We start from the raw sequence: 15,438 nt of genomic DNA, 5'->3' as shown, positions 1-15,438 counted from the left end.
GACAGATGGGCATAACGTCGGGACCCATGACGGCCCGTATCGTAGTGTTCGGCGCGACCGGTTACACCGGCCGGCTGGTGACCGCGGAACTCGTGGCTGCCGGGCACCGACCTGTCCTCGCCGGCCGCACGGAGACCAGGGTCCGTGCCCTCGCCGCCGCCTACGACGGCCTGGAGACCACCGTGGCTGACGCGGCCGACGTGGTTGACGCGGCCGACGTGGTTGACGCGGCCGACGTGGTTGACGCGGCCGACCGGACGGAGGCTCGGGACGCGGCCGGCGGCGCGTCGCTGGCCCGCCTGCTCGGGCTCGGCACCGGGGACGTGCTCGTCTCCACGGTGGGCCCGTTCCGCCGGTTCGGGCGACCGGTCGTGGCGGCGGCGGCCGCGGTCGGCGCGCACTACCTGGACTGTTCCGGGGAGGGCGCGTTCCTGCGGCACGTCTTCACCGAGGTCGGCCCGCGAGCGGCGGCGTCCGGGGCGGCGTTGATCCCCGGCGCCGGCTTCGACTTCGTCCCCGGCAACCTCGCCGGAGCACTGGCCCTGCAGGCGGCCGGCGGCGAAGCCCGCCGCCTCGACGTCGGCTACCTCGTCATGGGCGCTCTCGGGATGAGCAGCGGAACGCGGGCGACCCTGCTGGCCGCGCTGACCGAGCCCGTCATCGTGCTGCGCGGCGGCGTCCTGGTCGAGCGCCCGCTCGCCCGCGAGGTGCGGTCCTTCCGGTCGTCCGGCAAGGTCACCGGCGGGTCGGGCGGCAGGCGGGGNCACCCNGCGGNGCTGTGGTCGGGNGGGGNGCCGTTCACCCTGCCCCGGCTCGCACCGGCGCTGACCGACGTCGCGACGTACATCGGCGGCGTCGACCGCGGCATCCGCGTGGGGCAGGCACTGTCGTTCCCCCTGTCCGGGCTGCGTCGTTTCCCGCCGAGCCGGGCGCTGCTGGCCGCCGCCGCCCGGTCCGCCCTGCGGACGACCGGCCGCGGACCGGACCGGGCGGCGCGGGCCCGCGCCGGGGCGCAGGTGTTCGCGCTCGCCCGGGACGCCGCCGGCCGGGAACTCGCCACCGTGCGGCTGGAAGGTCGCGACCCCTATGCCTTCACCGCTCGGATCATGGCATGGATGGCGGGACATCTCGCCGCGGGCACCGTCGCCCGCGCCGGCGCGCTTGGCCCGGTCGACGCCTTCGGCGTCGAGGACCTGGAGCGGGCCGCCGCCGCGGCCGGACTGCGCCGGGTGGGCTGATACCCGGTCAGCACCGCCGGCAGGTCAGTACCGCCAGCGGGTCGCCGCGACGACGGCGGCCGGGGCGGCCTCGGCGAACCGGTCAATCTCCGCGCGCCGGACGGCGGCGACCGTGTCGTGCAGCTCCCGTCCCAGGGCGCGGTGCAACACCTCGTCGACCTCGAAGGCGGCGACCGCCTCGCCCAGGCTGGTGGGCAGGCGCCGGATGCCGCGGCGGGCCCGTTCGGCGGGGTCGAGCGAGGCCGGGNCAACGTCCACCGGCTCCGGCAACGTGGCCGCCGCCGCTAGCCCCGCCTGCCCGGCGGCCAGCAGACCGGCCACCAGAAGGTAAGGATTCGCGGTGAGGTCGAAGGATTTCACCTCCAGGTTCGCCGCCTGGCCGACCGCGGCCGGCGGCCCGGGGATCATACGCAATGCGGCCTCCCGGTTCTCCCGACCCCAGCAGGCGTGGACACCCGCCCACGTCGATGGCACCAGTCGCAGGTAGGAGGCGACGCTCGGGGCGCCGAGAGCCATCAGCGCCGGCAGCCGGCCGAGGATCCCGGCGGCGAACGCCTCCCCGGCAGCGGTCAGTCCGAGCGGCCCGTTGCCACCCGCCATGAGGTTGATCCGGCCCGGGCGGGCGGAGCCCCCACCGGTCCGGGCCAGGCCACCTGGGTACGGGCCGTCCGGGTACGGGCCGTCCGGGTACGGGCCGCCGGAGTTCGCCCCGCCCGGGCCTCCGCCCGAGGCCGTGGGCCGGGGCGGGGCCGGCGGCCGGTCGGGATCGTCGCTCCACAGGCTCAGATGCACGTGGCCGCCGTTGCCCACGTTGTCGACGAGAACCTTGGGGGCGAACGAGACGCGCAGGCCATGGCGCCTGCTGACGCCGNGCACCGTCTCCTTGACCAGCACGCATGTGTCGGCGGCGCCGAGGGGATCCTGCGCGGCGACGGACACCTCGAACTGACCGGCCGCGTACTCGGGATGGATCTGCTCGACGACCAGCCCCTCCTCGGTGAGCGCGGTGACCACATCCCGCAGGTAGTCACCGAGTTCGGCCACCCTGATCATCCCGTACGCCGGCCCGGAAGCGGCCGGGGCGAACTCGTCGGAACCGGCCGGGGAAACGGCCCATTCGACCTCGAACGCCATCATCGCCGTCAGGCCGTGCTCGGCGAGCAGGGCCGTCTGGAGGCGGACGAGTTCCCGGCCGTCCTGCGGGTGCGGTCGGCCGTCCTGGTCGCGACGGTCGGCGGGGGCCCAGGCCCAGCCGGGCTGGGCGGCGAGGGGTGTCAGCCGCTCAAGGTCGGGATGCAGCCGCAGATCCCCGACGGGACCCCCGGCGTAGCGCCCTGTCGTGATCGAGTCATCGGCGCCGAACACGTCGAACACCGGCGACACGCCGACGCCCCACACCGCCGCCGCGTCGAGTCGGCCGATCGGCACCCCCTTCATCCGAGTGATGCCGCTGTTGTCGACGTAGGTCACCGCAACACAGACGACGCCGCGTACCTCCAGGTTCGTCGCCGCATGCCGGGCCGCCGAGGCGAGCCGATCACGCCTACGATCCTCTCCGGCGATGATCCGAGGGGCGAACTCGTCCAACGCAGGCTCGTTCATCCTCACCTTCCCCACGGGTCTCCCCTGTCCCCATGGTCGCGCGTACGCCTGCCGGACGCCGGGCGGGGCGCACGGCACGGCGGCGCCTCACTCTCCCGCGATGTTACGGAGAGCGACAAAATTCGGCCGGATCGAAGGAGAAGCCAGCTGTTCATAACAAGCGCTCCGAGCGTTGTCCACAGTTGCCGCCGACGCAAGAAGAGATGAAAACACGGCAACATCATCGACTTTCGGAACGACTGTCCCCAGGAAGCCAGGAGTAATCCACAAGTTATCCACAGGGCCGCCGTGGACTTGGGGATGACCGAGTGTGTCCAGTACGGTCAGGCATGACCCCACCTTCCAGGGGGGATCATCGATGGGTGGGCCGCCCGGTGGAACCGTTCGTAGATCACGAGCTCGTCGACCATCACTGCCATGGTCTGGTCGGCCGCGATCTGACTCGCCCGGAATTCGAAAGCATGATCACTGAGGCGGAACACCCCGGACCACCGGGGACGACGCTGTTCGACAGCCAGATCGGCTTCGCCCTGCGGCGCTGGTGCGCGCCGGTGCTCGACCTGCCGGCGCATGCCGCGCCGGAAGACTACCTCGAACGCCGGGCGGAGCTTGGCCACGCCGAGGTGCACCGGCGGCTGCTGCGTGCCTGCGGGATCACCACGTTCTGCGTTGACGCCGGNTTCCAACCGGAGCCGCTGACCAGCGCCGCGGAGCTGGCCGAGCTCGCCGGCGGACGCGGCGTGGACGTGGTGCGGTTGGAGCGGGTCGCCGAGCAGGCCGCGGTCGACGTCATCACCGGGCAGATCGGCATGACCCACCTCGCCGACACCGTGCGGGCCCGGCTCGAGTCCACCCGCCCCACCATGGTCGCGGTGAAGTCGGTCGCGGCCTACCGCGGCGGCCTGGAGCTGCCCGCACAGCGACCGACCGACCGCGAGGTCGCCGCCGCCGCTCGCGGCTGGATCCACGAGATCCGCGCCGGCGCCCCGATCCGGCTGACCGACCCCACCCTGCATGCCTTCCTCATCTGGTGCGGGGTCGACGCGCGGCTCCCCATCCAGATCCACGTCGGATACGGGGACAGCGACATCGACCTGCGCCGGGGCAACCCACTGCTACTCACCGGCCTGCTGCGGGCGATAGCACCGACCGAGGTCAGTGTGCTGCTGCTGCATTGCTACCCGTTCCACCGGGAGGCTGGCTACCTGGCCCAGGTGTTCNCGAACATCTACCTTGACCTCGGGCTCGCCATCCACAACTGCGGCCGCGGCTCGGCCGGCCTGCTCGCGCAGGCACTCGAACTCGCCCCGTTCGGCAAGTTCCTCTTCTCCACCGACGCCTTCGCGCTCGGCGAGCTGTACCTGCTCGGGGCCGTCCTGTTCCGGCGTGGGCTGTCGGCGTTCCTCGCGGCGGGCGTCGCCGACGACGCCTGGACCGCGGCGGACGCCAAGCGGGTCGCCCGGCTCATCTGCGCGGACAACGCCCGCCGCGTCTACAACCTGTACAACCCGCCCTGACCAGCACGGGCGGCTAGGCGGTCAGCCTGCGGCGGCCGGCGGGCAGAGGCAGAACGGGTGACCGACCGGGTCGAGAAGCACCCGCCACCGGTCCCCGCCCGGCTGGAACTCGGCCTGCCTCGCCCCGAGGCCTTCCGCCAGGGCGATGGCGGCCGTCAGGCCGGCGACCCGGAAATCCAGGTGGAACTGCTGCGGGGCGTCCTGGTCCGGCCAGCGCGGCGGCTGGTAGCCCGCCACCCGCTGGAAACCGATCATGATCTCGGTCCCCGGTGGGGTGAGGTATGCCCAGGCCCCCTCGTCGTCGGCGCCGGCGACGCCCCAGCCGGTCAACGTGCCGTAGAAGGTCGCGAGCTCCTTCGCGTCCGGACAGTCGAGCATCAGTCCGGCCCAGGTCACCGCCGCGTCACTCGCGAAGCCAGCACTTGCGGACCCAGCCGCCGCACCGGTAGCGGCCGTGTCCCCGGTCCTGTCCACNCCCGTCTCCCGAGCCGGGTCCGTTCCCGCCATGGCGATCTCCTTCGCGTTCCGGTGTCGATGCGTCGGATCCCATCCTCGAAGCCATACCTGACTTCTCCTGGCAGGTATGGCCCGGGGAGAATCGGGCATGCGTGCCAGCCGGCTCCTCTCCGTCCTGCTGCTGTTGCAGACCCGTGGGCGGCTCACGGCGCGTGAGATCGCCGACGAGCTCGAGGTCTCCGTGCGGACGGTCTACCGGGATCTGGAGTCCCTCGCCGAGGCCGGGGTTCCGGTGCTGGCAGACCGCGGTGCCACCGGCGGGTACCGGCTGCTCGACGGCTTCCGCACCCGGCTGACCGGGTTGACCTCCGGCGAGGCCGACTCCCTGTTCCTCGCCGGCATGCCGGCGGCCGCCGGCGAGCTGGGGCTCGGCACGATGCTCGCGGCGGCGGAACTGAAGCTGATGGCGGCGCTGCCCGAGCAGCTGCGCGAACGGGCCGGCCGGGTGCGGGAGCGCTTCCATCTCGACGCGCCCGGCTGGTTCCGGGCCACCGAGGACACGCCGCTGCTGACCGAGGTGGCAGCGGCGGTGTGGGAGCAGCGCCGCGTCCGGGTCACCTACCGGCGTTGGCGGGCCCCCCGCGAGATCATCCGCCACCTCGAACCGCTCGGCGTGGTCCTCAAAGGCGGCACCTGGTACCTGGTCGCCAACGTCGCACACGGCACCCAGGGCGTAGGCCTGGCCGAGGACGCTGGCAGCACCCGAGACCCTGACGGCACCCGAGCCGCAGGCGCCACCGAGAGTGCGGACGGCAGCGGAGGCACGGAACCGGCGGGCGGGCCGGCCACTCTGCCCCGGGTGTACCGGGTCGCGAAGATCCTCAGCCTTGAGACGACCACCGAGACGTTCGAACGGCCGCATAGCTTCGACCTCGGCGCCTACTGGGCCGGCTGGACGGCCCGCTACGAATCCGAGGTCTACCGGACGCGGGCGACCGTGCGGCTTTCCCCGACCGGCGTGACGATGGCCCCCTTCCGGCTACCCCCGGCGGTCGCCCGCGCCGTCCGGGAGACGGCGAGCGCACCGGAGGAGGACGGCTGGGTACGCGCGGTCGTGCCGATCGAGTCCGTCCGGCACGCCGAGCGCGAGCTGCTCGTACTCGGCCCGGATCTGGAGGTGCTCCACCCCCCGGAGCTACGCGAGGCGGTGACGCGCGCCGTGGGCGCGCTCGCCGCGCTATACGGCGCACCGGCGCCGGGCAACGACGGAAGTCGCAGGCCCGTCGCCGGGAACCACAACCTGCCGGCACCCTGACTGTACGCTCTGTACGCGACAGCATGCCCTCCAGATAGGCGCGGGCCTGCTCCCTGGCCGTATCAGTGCTGAAGACCGATTCGCCGGAAAGAGACCACATAGAGATCACTACGACTGTAGTACTACGGCACACGAAGATGATGTCCGTTACCGGCTCCACGATGCCGCCTCCGGCACCGGCACCGGCAGCAGGAACCGGAAGACCGTGCCGGCGCCGACGGCACTGGACACCTCGACCCGGCCGCCGTGGGCGGCGGCGGTCGCCGCGACGATGGACAGCCCCAATCCGTTGCCACCATGCCCCCGGGCCCGGCTGTCCGCGGCCCGGTAGAAGCGGTCGAACACGTGCTCGGCGACCTCCGGTGGTATGCCCGGCCCGTGGTCGATGACGTGAAGCTCCGCGCCCCCGGGGGTCCCGGGGCCGGCGGGGCCGGTCGGCGCGGCGTCCGCTGGCAGCGCCTGCAGCCACACCTCGATCGGCGTCTCGGGCGGGGTGTGGACGCGGGCGTTGGTCAGGAGGTTGCCGGCGAGCTGGCGCAGCGCGTTCTCGTCGCCGAGGACGACGCAGCTCGCCGGGAGCTCGGCGCTCACCGGGCGCTCGGGGGCCGCGACCCGCAGGTCGGCGACGGCGTCGCGGACGAGCCCGGCGAGGTCGATCCCGGCCCGCCGCATCGGTCGCTGCTCGTCGAGGTGGGCCAGGTACAGCAGGTCGTCGACAAGGGTGCTCATTCGGGCGGCCTCCTCCTGGACCCGGCGTAGCGCGTCATCCGCGTCGACCGCCGTCACCATTCCGCCGCGCAGCAGATCGGCGTAGCCGCGGATCGAGGTCAACGGCGTCCGCAGCTCGTGGGAGGCGTCGGCGGCGAAGCGGCGGAGCTGCTCCTGGGATGTGACCCGGGCGGCGAACGCGGCCTGGATCTGGCCGAGCATCGTGTTGAGGGCCGTGGCGAGCTGACCGGTCTCCGAACGGGCCGACCCCGCCGGCACCCGCCGGTCGAGATCCCCCCCGGCGATCGCCGACGCGGTGGAGATCATCTGACGCAGTGGGCGCAGGCCACGGGTCAGCCACACCCAGGCGAGCACGGCGATCGCGGCAAGCACCGTGAGACCCACCGCAACTTCGATCATCACCAGTCGGTGGACCGTCTCCGTGACCGGCTTCAGCGGCAGCGCGACGAGGACCCGCGGCCCGCGCGGACTGTCCCGGACGACCGCTCGGTACCGCTCCCGGTCGGCGATGACGGTGAACGGTGTGGCACCCCGGTCCCCGGCGGCGTCCAGCAGGGGCGTGGCCGGCGGCGTGGGAGTCACCGAACCCGCGATGCGCAGCACCGTCCCGTCCGTCCGCCGGATCTCCACCAGGTAGTCGGTCGGCGCCACGGCCCGCTCCACCCCGGCCCGGCCCAGCGCCTCCCACCGGGACAGATAGACAGCGGCCGGCAGGCCGCCCAGCACCCGCGCGCGGGTGAGCTGCTGGTCGATCCGGTCGTCCAGGTAGGCACGCAGCGCGAACACGCTCGCCCCACCCACGATGACCAGTCCCAGTGCGGTCAGCGCGATCAGGCCGGACATCAGCTTCAGGCGGAGCGTCACCGGTTGGACCCCGCCACCGGAAGGCGCAGCACGTAGCCAAAACCGCGCTGGGTGTGGATGAGGGACGGGCCGTGCCGGCCGAGCTTGCGCCGCAGGTAGCTGACGTACTGGTCCACGATGGTCGACTCGCCCCCGTAGTCGTAGCTCCACACCGCGTCGAGGATCTGGGTCCTGGACAGCACCCGGTTAGGGTTGGTCAGGAAGTACCGCAGCAGGGAGAACTCCGTCGGCGACAGGTCGATCGGCTCCCCGGCGCGGCGGACGAGATGGGCGTCCGGGTCAAGTTCCACGTCGGCGAACCGCAGCGGGGACGGCGGCGCGGGTGCCGGTTCGGCCGGCGGAGGTGACGTCCGGCGCAGCACGGCCCGGACCCGGGCGAGGAGCTCGTCGACGGCAAACGGCTTGGTGACGTAGTCGTCGCCGCCGTAGGTGAGGCCGGCGATCTTGTCCCGGTGAGCGTTGCGCGCGCTCAGGTAGACGACGGGTACCGGGTGCCCGTCCGCGCGCAACCTCCGGCAGATCTCGAAGCCGTCGATGTCGGGCAGCATCACATCAAGGATCATCAGATCCGGCCGGGCCGCGACGGCCAACTCAAGCGCCGCCCGACCGGTGGTCGCGGTCAGGACGTCGAAACCATGGAAACGTAACGCCATCCGCAGCAGATCGACGATGTTCGGCTCATCGTCGACGACCAGCACACGCGGGGCAGTGGACATGTCCGGCTCCCTGGACGCGACCTCGATGCGGCGGGNGGNCGGCGATGCGAACGGCGATGCCGGCATCGTCCGCATCGAGTTCATCCGAGCATCATGAGAGTTCGGTGTGAGCCGGATGCCGACCGGGCGCGCCGGGACTGTCCGCCCGGGCCTCCTCGCCGGGCCTGGCGAGGAGGCCCGGTCCCGCAGCGGGACTGCCTCGGCGGAACAGTTCCACGCTCGGTAATCCACACCCGCGGGACATGGTTAACACATGATCCCTCTGGAACAGTTCCCCAATGAAATCACTCACGGACATCGACCTGATACGCGATCTGGAGCCCGTCGCCGAGGCCAACCTGAACCGGCATCTCGGCGTCGCTGCCGAATGGATGCCGCACGAGTACGTACCCTGGGGCGAGGGCCGCGACTTCGACAGCCTCCCCTGGGAGCCCGGGCAGTCGAAGCTTTCGCAGATCGCGCAGATCGCGTTCGAGGTCAACCTGCTGACCGAGGACAACCTGCCCAGCTACCACCGAGAGATCGCGGACGCGTTCGGCCAGGACGGCGCCTGGGGAAGCTGGGTGCACCGGTGGACCGCCGAAGAGGGGCGCCACTCCATAGCAATGCGCGACTACCTCCTGGTCACCCGGGCGGTGGNCCCGATCGCCCTCGAACGCAACCGCATGTACCAGATGGGCAAGGGCTACGACAGCCGGAACAAGTCCCCGCTGGAGGCAACGGTGTACGTCTCCTTCCAGGAACTGGCGACCCGGGTGAGCCACCGCAACACCGGCCGTTTCTGCGGGGAACCGATCGCCGAGAAGCTGCTCACGCGGGTGGCGACGGACGAGAACCTGCACATGATCTTCTATCGGAACGTGATCGCGGGGGCGCTGGAGCTCGACCCCTCGCGTACTGTGGTGGCCATCCGCGACGAGCTCGTCAACTTCCAGATGCCCGGCACCGGCATCCGTGACTTCGGCCGCAAGGCGATCCAGATCGCCCGGGCCGGCATCTACAACCTGCGCATCCACCACGACGACGTGGTGTTGCCGGTCCTGCGTCACTGGCGGTTCTTCGACCTGGAGGGCCTGAATGGCGAGGCTGAGAAGGCCCGCGAGGAGGTCTCCGCCTTCGTCACCGGGCTCGACGCCCTCGCGACGCAGCAGGAAGCGAAGCTGGCGCGGACCACGGAACGTGCCACCCGGCGAGCCAAGGCGCTGGCCTCGGCCTAACGCATAACCTGCATAACCCGGAAAACCCGGAAAACCCGGGATGGTCTCACTGTCCGTAGCGTCCCTACCGGGTGGCGAGGTGTTCGCAGATCGTGTCGACACCAGTCTCCCGGTCCACCACCAGCCACGGGGAGACCCAACTCCGGGCCGCCAGCTCCTCGTACATCCGCGCGCACCGCTCCTGCAGCCCGTCGTCGGATTCGAAGGTGTCCAGCGCCCGCCCCCGGTCGGCCCCGGCGCGGGCGAGCGTACCCGCCCGCGCCGTCCCCACCGGGATCCGCAGCAGGACCTGGAGATCGGGCACCGGCAGCGCGAGCGCGCCGAGTTCCAGCTCGGCGATCCAGGCGGGAAAGCTCTCCCGCTCGGTGGCCGGCAGCCGCGCCGCGCCGTACGCCGCGTTCGACGCCACGTAACGATCGATGATCATCAGATCGTGCGTACGGACGAGAGCGTCGAGTTCGGGACGGGAGTTGGCCCGGTCGAGCGCGAACATCATCGCGCTCGCCCGGGGGGAGGCCGCGAGCGGCGCAAGCCGCGGATCGCCGGCCAGCAGGCCACGCACCGCCGGGCCGAGGGGCTCGGTCGCATAGCGGGGATAGGCGAGCGTCGCGACGCTGCGGCCGGCGGCGGTGAGGCGGGCGACCAGCCGCCCGGTCAGCGTGTTCTTGCCCGCGCCGTCAACGCCTTCGATCGCGAGGATCATCCTCCTGGCACCTCCCCGCCACCGGCCGTCGTGAGCCCTCGGGCCGCGACGGCCACCCTCAGGCCGCAGCGTAACCGTAACAAGGAGACAATCCGTAACAAGGGCATCGCAAGGACACGTCGAAACCGGTCGACCACCGGCCGGGCGCTTCCTCCTCCCGGCTGCGTCCCGGCTCCCGGCTGCGTCCCGGCCCGTACGCCGGATACGTCCAGTGGCGGATGTCGGCACGACGGCGGCTCGCTACCGTCGGAGAGATGGTAGAGGCCAGGCGCGGCATCTTCCCGGTGATCGGTGACCTCCTGTTCACCGCGTTCACCGCGGCGGCGTTGCTCCGCGGTTCCGGGGAGGTTGGTGCCGACCAGGTGCCCCCCTCCCGGCCGTTGGATGCCTTCGCCTACGTGCTGCTCGCCCTGCTGGCCGCCGCCATCCCCCTGCGCCGCCGGGCTCCGTTGGCCATGCTGATGGCCACGAGCCTGCTCCTCGGCGGCTACCTCGGCACCGGCTACCCGCACGGCCCCGCCTTCTTTCCCGTGATCGTGTCCGGGCTCGCGGTCGGGCTGCGCCACGACCAGCGGACGACGAGCCGAGCCGTGGGGGTCTGCGTTCTGCTGATCTTCCTCGGCTCGGTCGTCGCGCTACTGCGGGGATATGCCGACGGCGGCTGGAAGTTCGGCATCACGATGATCGGGACGGTCGCGTCCTGCACCGTCCCCGCCTTCGTGGGCGCCCTGATCAGACTCAACCGCATCGCCTCTGCGCAGGCCAAGGAGGAGGCGACCCGCCGCCGGATCGAACAGGAACGGCTGCGGATGGCTCGCGAGGTCCACGACGTCGTGGGCCACAGCCGGTCCATTATCTCCCTACAGGCCGCGGTGGCGCTGCATGTGCTGGACCGGCGTCCCGAGCAGGCCCAGGTGGCCCTGGAGGCCATCCGCCGGACGAGCGTCGACGCGCTGGACGAGCTGCGGGCCACCCTGGCGCTCACCCGGGCCGGCCGGCGGGCGGACCCGGCGGCGGCCGCGGACTCCGTCACCGCCGCCGCCAGCGCCGCCGCCACCACCAGCGCCGCCGCCGCGTCCTCGACGGATACCCGGGAGGGGGGACCGGCAGGGCCCGCGAGGCGCCTGACGAGCCGCCCAGGACCCCGTTGACGGGACTCGGCCGACTCCCGAGCCTGCTGCGCGAGGTCCGGCTCTGCGGGGTGCCCGTCGAGCTCGTCACGCAGGGAGACTCCCAGGATCTCACGGGCCTGCCGGCGGACCTCGATCTGGCGGCCTACCGCATCATTCAGGAGTCGCTGACCAACGTGCTCCGGCACGGGGAGCCGAACGGAGTACGGGTGCGCGTCACCATGGGGATCATCGACGGCCGGCTCGTCGTCGACGTCACCGACCAGCCGGGCACGGCCGCGGAGCTCGGCGGAAGCCTCACCGCCGGACCGGTCCGGGCCGGCGGTTGGCAGGTCCGGGCCGAGCTTCCGGTGCATACCGGCGGCGGCCGGACGTTCCCCAGCTGGGTGACCCGCTCGTGATCCGGGTGGCGGTGGCCGACGACCAGCCGCTGGTGCGGCTCGGGCTGCGGGTACTCATCGAGACCGAGGACGATCTGGAGCTCGTCGGCGAGGCCGAGGACGGTCGGGCCGCGGTCGAACTCGTCCGCGCCACCCGACCCGACGTCGTGCTGCTCGACATCCGCATGCCGGTCCTCGACGGGCTGGCGGCGCTGCGGACGATCGTCGAGGATCCCGACCTGGCCGCTACCCGGGTCGTCATGGTCACCACCTTTGAGCTGGACGAATACGTCTTCGAGGCGTTGCGGGGCGGCGCCTCGGGCTTCGTGCTCAAGGACACCGAGGCCGCCGACCTGCTGCGAGCGATCCGGGTCGTCGCCGCGGGCGAGTCTCTGCTCTCCCCGACGGTGACCCGACTCGTCATCGAGACCTTCGCCCGCCGGCCAGCCGCCGTCGCCGCCCCGGACCTGCGCGGGCTGACCGTGCGGGAACGCGAGGTGATGAGCCTCGTCGGCCACGGGCTGTCCAACGACGAGATCGCCGCCCGACTGGTGATCAGTCCGGCGACGGCCCGCACCCACGTGAGCCGGGTGATGGTGAAACTGGCGGCGCGGGACCGGGCCCAGCTCGCCGTCCTGGCCCACCAGGCCGGCCTCGTCTGAGCCGGCTGGGCGTACCCGGTGCTGCGTCACATTGCGTACGACGATGCCGCCGCTGGACGGACGACGTGAGGGGGCGGCCACACCAGTCTGATTCCCATGATGACAACCACTGGCGGGCCCGGTTCGCCATCACCCGGCGCCNCCCGGCCCGGCACCACCCGGCCGGTACCTGAGACAGACCGGCCGGCCGCCGTCGACGTCCAGGGNCTGACCAAGCGTTACGGGCGCCGGACCGTCGTCACCGGTCTCGACCTCACGATTCCCGAGGGGGTCGTCGCCGGATTCGTCGGGCCCAACGGGGCCGGCAAGCCCGCAACTGAAGTAGCTGATTGCTCTATTTGATCTACCGCCGGGCGGTCCCCTACGCGCGGAGCACCGGGAGTCAGCCTCCAGTGGATCTAGCCCGTCAGCATGACGGGAGCCGGGGGCCATGTGTCGTGTCTCTCGCGCGGCTCCGAAAGTCGTCATGGGGTCTGGCCGATTTCGGGCCTCAGAAAGTCAATCCCGGGCCTACGAACTTGCGGGACGTCCTGAGCAGTCGGTGGGAATTCTTGCGGGCCTCTGCTACGCTCCGCATCGGAGGTGACGGCATGCCCGACATAATGCCTGGTGACAGGATTGCCCAGATACGGCGTAGGCGCTCTCTCTCACAGGAAGAGCTAGCCGCACGCTCTGGTGTCAGCGTCGCCGTAATCAGAAAGCTAGAGCAGAATCGACGGGCGGGGGCTCGAATAGAAACGCTTCATGCGTTGGCCCGTGGTCTGAACGTTAAGACCTCTGAGCTTTTCGATAACGGCGAATCTGTGGCGCCGCGGGACTCTCTTCAGGAACCTAGTCTCTGGGCACTGCGGAAGACGCTAATGCCTTCGTCGGATAGCCTGAATTCTGCCCCCGCCAGCGAACCACCCGCGCTAGACGAAATTGGCAAAACCTTGGCTCGGGCGGGGCGCGCTTACAACAGTTCTCGCTATCAGCTCGCCGCTACAGAGCTGCCCGGGATACTCGATGCGGCACAAGTAGCAGTGTCGCACTATGACGGCGACGATGAACTAACCGCATTGCGCTATCTGGCTCAGGCGTACCGCCTTGCAGGGGCCGTACTCATCTACCTTCGACACGAAGACCTCGGCTATTGGTCTGTGATGAAGGCAAAGGAGACGTCATCCCGTGCGGGTAGCGAAATCCTAGATGCGACCGCCACCGGCGTGCTGTCATGGTATCTACTAAGACAAAGGCGCTTCGATGAAGCGGAAGAAATCGCGGTACGCGCTGCCGAAAACATCGAACCTTCGATGACCAAGGCCACACCTCAGCATCTCTCGGTGTGGGGAACATTGCTTCTTCGAGGTAGTAGCGCGGCATCCCGAAATAACCGGCCTGATACATCGCACGAACTGATCCAACTTGCTCGCATGGCGGCTGTTCGGGTCGAGACCGACAGGATAGATTACGGGCCGCATGCATGGATCTCTTTCGGGCCGACTGTGGTCGAGACGGCATCCGTTGAAAACACTCTTATAGGTGGCGATCCGTCTCTAGCACTCCACCTGGCTCGGTCCGTCCGACCATCGAAGAAGATGTCTTCGGGTAGGTGGTCTCGCCATCTACTGACCGTGGCCGAAGCGCAGGTCTCTACGCATAATTACCCGGGTGCAACGAGAACTCTGGTGAGCATCCGAAAGTCTGCTCCCGAATGGCTGAGAAATCAACGGACGGCGCATTCATTGGTCGGCACATTGTTGGATGCTACCGGCGTCCGCACCGCAAAGAGTAGTGGCCTTAGCGAGATGGCCGACTTCATGGACCTCCGACCATGACAATATCCCTGGTCGCAACGATTCGAGATCAGCCGTCCCACACTTTCGAGAGTCTTCACCGGTTGTAAGCATCCTGCAACTGGACAACGCCGTACCTCCGCCCGAAGTCCTCAAGGTTCCGGGCGGGTACGGCGAGAACGGTCGACGTCGCGGCCAGTCGGACGCGCAGCGAAGCTAGATCGGAAACGGCGCGATTGTTACGAATCCGGATTGACTAGTTGTCGCACGAGGGAGGGTCCGGGAAATTCTGCCGGTATAGCGTCCATGAGGGTCTCATCGGCAGACTGGCCGAGCCAATACCCGGACTGTCGCCGTTCCCCGATCTTCCGGAATCCGGCCTTCTCGTAGGCGCGGATTGCTCCTGTGTTCGGGGTCAGCACCGACAGGTAGACGCATCGAAGATTGGAAATATGAAAGGCGTAATCGAGTGTTAGGCGGGTAGCTTCGGTTCCTATACCTTTGCCTCGGCTGGACGGGTTGAGCTGGATTATAAACTCGCCGGTCCGTACGTGATGATCGATGAGTACGGCAGTGGTCCCCACAGGGGTTGGCGGGGTTGTCGTTATGTCGTAGACGGTGAATCGTAGTTGATCGTCGGTACCTCGTGCCTGATGCTGGACTCCTTCTCGCCGGTTTTCGAGTGAGTCCGGAGTCTGACGACCGTATCCGACCAATACACTCGGGTCTTGTTCCCACTCCCAATACAGCTCGACCAGACTGGCGGAGAAGGGGCCTAGTCCCAATGCCACTTCCACTATTTGGATCTTGGCTGGCTGTGGTGTGTCGGTTCGGGTGGATCTGCCGGGTTGACGGCATGATCCTGGGCTGTGACGGACACGGGTAGCCAGCTGACGGACTGGATNTCGTTGGGGGTCCTGACGTCGTTCGTCTCGCGGGACGCGGTTGATGGGGCGATCGAGGCGACCGGGAGAGGTGCCCGGCGTTCCGACACGACGATCCCGCCGCGGGTCGCGGTCTACTTCGTGATGGCGCTCGCGTTGTTCGCGGACGACGACTACGAGGCGGTCGCGTGCCGGCTCGCCGCCACCCTGGACGATCTCGATGTGGTGGGGCCGCGGTGGGAACCGACCT

The 15,438-nt window shown here is 70.0% G+C and carries 15 protein-coding genes and 1 pseudogene; 10 read left to right on the top strand and 6 right to left on the bottom strand.

Features of this window, described 5'->3' with window-relative positions; genetic code table 11:
• Positions 1–26: 26 nt before the first annotated feature.
• Positions 27–1,238, top strand: a complete 1,212-nt coding sequence (locus tag ALLO2_RS17835; RefSeq protein ID WP_232235174.1) for an NAD(P)H-binding protein — start codon at positions 27–29, stop codon at positions 1,236–1,238.
• Between the two features lie 24 nt (positions 1,239–1,262).
• On the opposite strand, the gene ALLO2_RS17830 is transcribed toward ALLO2_RS17835, so the two are convergent.
• The gene (locus ALLO2_RS17830; RefSeq protein WP_051875369.1) at positions 1,263–2,840 is read right to left on the bottom strand and encodes a glutamine synthetase family protein; all 1,578 of its coding nucleotides are present in this window, start codon (positions 2,838–2,840) and stop codon (positions 1,263–1,265) included.
• A gap of 362 nt (positions 2,841–3,202) precedes the next feature.
• On the opposite strand from ALLO2_RS17830, the gene ALLO2_RS17825 reads away from it, so the two are divergent.
• The gene (locus tag ALLO2_RS17825; RefSeq protein WP_035733583.1) at positions 3,203–4,357 is read left to right on the top strand and encodes an amidohydrolase family protein; all 1,155 of its coding nucleotides are present in this window, start codon (positions 3,203–3,205) and stop codon (positions 4,355–4,357) included.
• A 21-nt stretch (positions 4,358–4,378) separates the two neighbouring features.
• Here the strand turns inward: ALLO2_RS17825 and ALLO2_RS17820 are convergent, their stop codons facing one another.
• Complete coding sequence (locus tag ALLO2_RS17820) at positions 4,379–4,864, bottom strand: VOC family protein (RefSeq protein ID WP_011434778.1); 486 nt, start codon at positions 4,862–4,864, stop codon at positions 4,379–4,381.
• A gap of 97 nt (positions 4,865–4,961) precedes the next feature.
• Between ALLO2_RS17820 and ALLO2_RS17815 the strand changes: the two genes are divergently transcribed.
• Complete coding sequence (locus tag ALLO2_RS17815; protein WP_011434777.1) at positions 4,962–6,128, top strand: YafY family protein; 1,167 nt, start codon at positions 4,962–4,964, stop codon at positions 6,126–6,128.
• Between the two features lie 147 nt (positions 6,129–6,275).
• Here ALLO2_RS17815 and ALLO2_RS17810 read toward each other — a convergent pair whose 3' ends face one another.
• Together ALLO2_RS17810 and ALLO2_RS17805 are read right to left on the bottom strand one after the other, a co-directional pair.
• Positions 6,276–7,721 (bottom strand): cell wall metabolism sensor histidine kinase WalK, encoded by a 1,446-nt coding sequence (locus ALLO2_RS17810; RefSeq protein WP_023840879.1) that lies wholly within the window; start codon positions 7,719–7,721, stop codon positions 6,276–6,278.
• The gene (locus ALLO2_RS17805; protein ID WP_011434773.1) at positions 7,718–8,437 is read right to left on the bottom strand and encodes a response regulator transcription factor; all 720 of its coding nucleotides are present in this window, start codon (positions 8,435–8,437) and stop codon (positions 7,718–7,720) included. The genes ALLO2_RS17810 and ALLO2_RS17805 overlap by 4 nt, the downstream gene beginning before the upstream one ends.
• 278 nt (positions 8,438–8,715) lie before the next feature.
• Here ALLO2_RS17805 and ALLO2_RS17800 point away from each other — a divergent pair, with 278 nt between their 5' ends.
• Positions 8,716–9,654 carry an acyl-ACP desaturase gene (locus ALLO2_RS17800; protein ID WP_035733582.1) on the top strand — a complete coding sequence of 313 codons (939 nt, stop codon included), beginning with the start codon at positions 8,716–8,718 and terminating at the stop codon, positions 9,652–9,654.
• 64 nt (positions 9,655–9,718) lie between these two features.
• Here ALLO2_RS17800 and ALLO2_RS17795 read toward each other — a convergent pair whose 3' ends face one another.
• Positions 9,719–10,357, bottom strand: a complete 639-nt coding sequence (locus ALLO2_RS17795) for a dTMP kinase (RefSeq protein ID WP_011434771.1) — start codon at positions 10,355–10,357, stop codon at positions 9,719–9,721.
• 254 nt (positions 10,358–10,611) lie between these two features.
• Here ALLO2_RS17795 and ALLO2_RS17790 point away from each other — a divergent pair, with 254 nt between their 5' ends.
• The 5 genes and pseudogenes from ALLO2_RS17790 (at position 10,612) to ALLO2_RS24795 (ending at position 14,346) form a co-directional block, all read left to right on the top strand.
• A complete protein-coding gene (locus ALLO2_RS17790; protein ID WP_023840881.1) occupies positions 10,612–11,508 on the top strand; it encodes a histidine kinase dimerization/phosphoacceptor domain-containing protein in 897 nt (298 codons plus the stop codon).
• Positions 11,505–11,888, top strand: coding sequence for a sensor histidine kinase (locus tag ALLO2_RS17785; RefSeq protein WP_011434769.1), 384 nt, complete (start codon positions 11,505–11,507; stop codon positions 11,886–11,888). Before ALLO2_RS17790 ends, ALLO2_RS17785 begins: the two co-directional genes overlap by 4 nt.
• Positions 11,885–12,529, top strand: a complete 645-nt coding sequence (locus ALLO2_RS17780; RefSeq protein ID WP_011434768.1) for a response regulator transcription factor — start codon at positions 11,885–11,887, stop codon at positions 12,527–12,529. Before ALLO2_RS17785 ends, ALLO2_RS17780 begins: the two co-directional genes overlap by 4 nt.
• Before the next feature lie 590 nt (positions 12,530–13,119).
• Positions 13,120–13,305 (top strand): annotated as a pseudogene (locus ALLO2_RS28360) (helix-turn-helix domain-containing protein); the annotation flags it as partial.
• Positions 13,306–13,389: 84 nt separating this feature from the next.
• Positions 13,390–14,346, top strand: a complete 957-nt coding sequence (locus tag ALLO2_RS24795) for an XRE family transcriptional regulator (RefSeq protein WP_131728979.1) — start codon at positions 13,390–13,392, stop codon at positions 14,344–14,346.
• Positions 14,347–14,543: 197 nt separating this feature from the next.
• Here the strand turns inward: ALLO2_RS24795 and ALLO2_RS24790 are convergent, their stop codons facing one another.
• Positions 14,544–15,110 (bottom strand): GNAT family N-acetyltransferase, encoded by a 567-nt coding sequence (locus tag ALLO2_RS24790; protein WP_082456697.1) that lies wholly within the window; start codon positions 15,108–15,110, stop codon positions 14,544–14,546.
• Positions 15,111–15,173: 63 nt separating this feature from the next.
• Here ALLO2_RS24790 and ALLO2_RS17775 point away from each other — a divergent pair.
• A partial coding sequence (locus tag ALLO2_RS17775) for a transposase domain-containing protein (RefSeq protein WP_035733581.1) occupies positions 15,174–15,438 on the top strand: 265 nt, incomplete at its 3' end.

The organism is Frankia sp. Allo2, assembly GCF_000733325.1.
Lineage (GTDB): Bacteria > Actinomycetota > Actinomycetes > Frankiales > Frankiaceae > Frankia > Frankia casuarinae.
The sequence above is the reverse complement of the archived record's forward strand: the minus strand, read 5'-3'. Positions and strand labels throughout refer to the sequence as shown.

Excerpts from the sequence above, each read along its gene's own strand:
- ALLO2_RS24795 (WP_131728979.1), top strand. The coding sequence starts at position 13,390 with ATGCCTTCGTCGGATAGCCTGAATTCTGCCCCCGCCAGCGAACCACCC.
- ALLO2_RS17790 (WP_023840881.1), top strand. The coding sequence starts at position 10,612 with ATGGTAGAGGCCAGGCGCGGCATCTTCCCGGTGATCGGTGACCTCCTG.
- ALLO2_RS17815 (WP_011434777.1), top strand. The coding sequence starts at position 4,962 with ATGCGTGCCAGCCGGCTCCTCTCCGTCCTGCTGCTGTTGCAGACCCGT.
- ALLO2_RS17805 (WP_011434773.1), bottom strand. The coding sequence starts at position 8,437 with ATGTCCACTGCCCCGCGTGTGCTGGTCGTCGACGATGAGCCGAACATC.
- ALLO2_RS17795 (WP_011434771.1), bottom strand. The coding sequence starts at position 10,357 with ATGATCCTCGCGATCGAAGGCGTTGACGGCGCGGGCAAGAACACGCTG.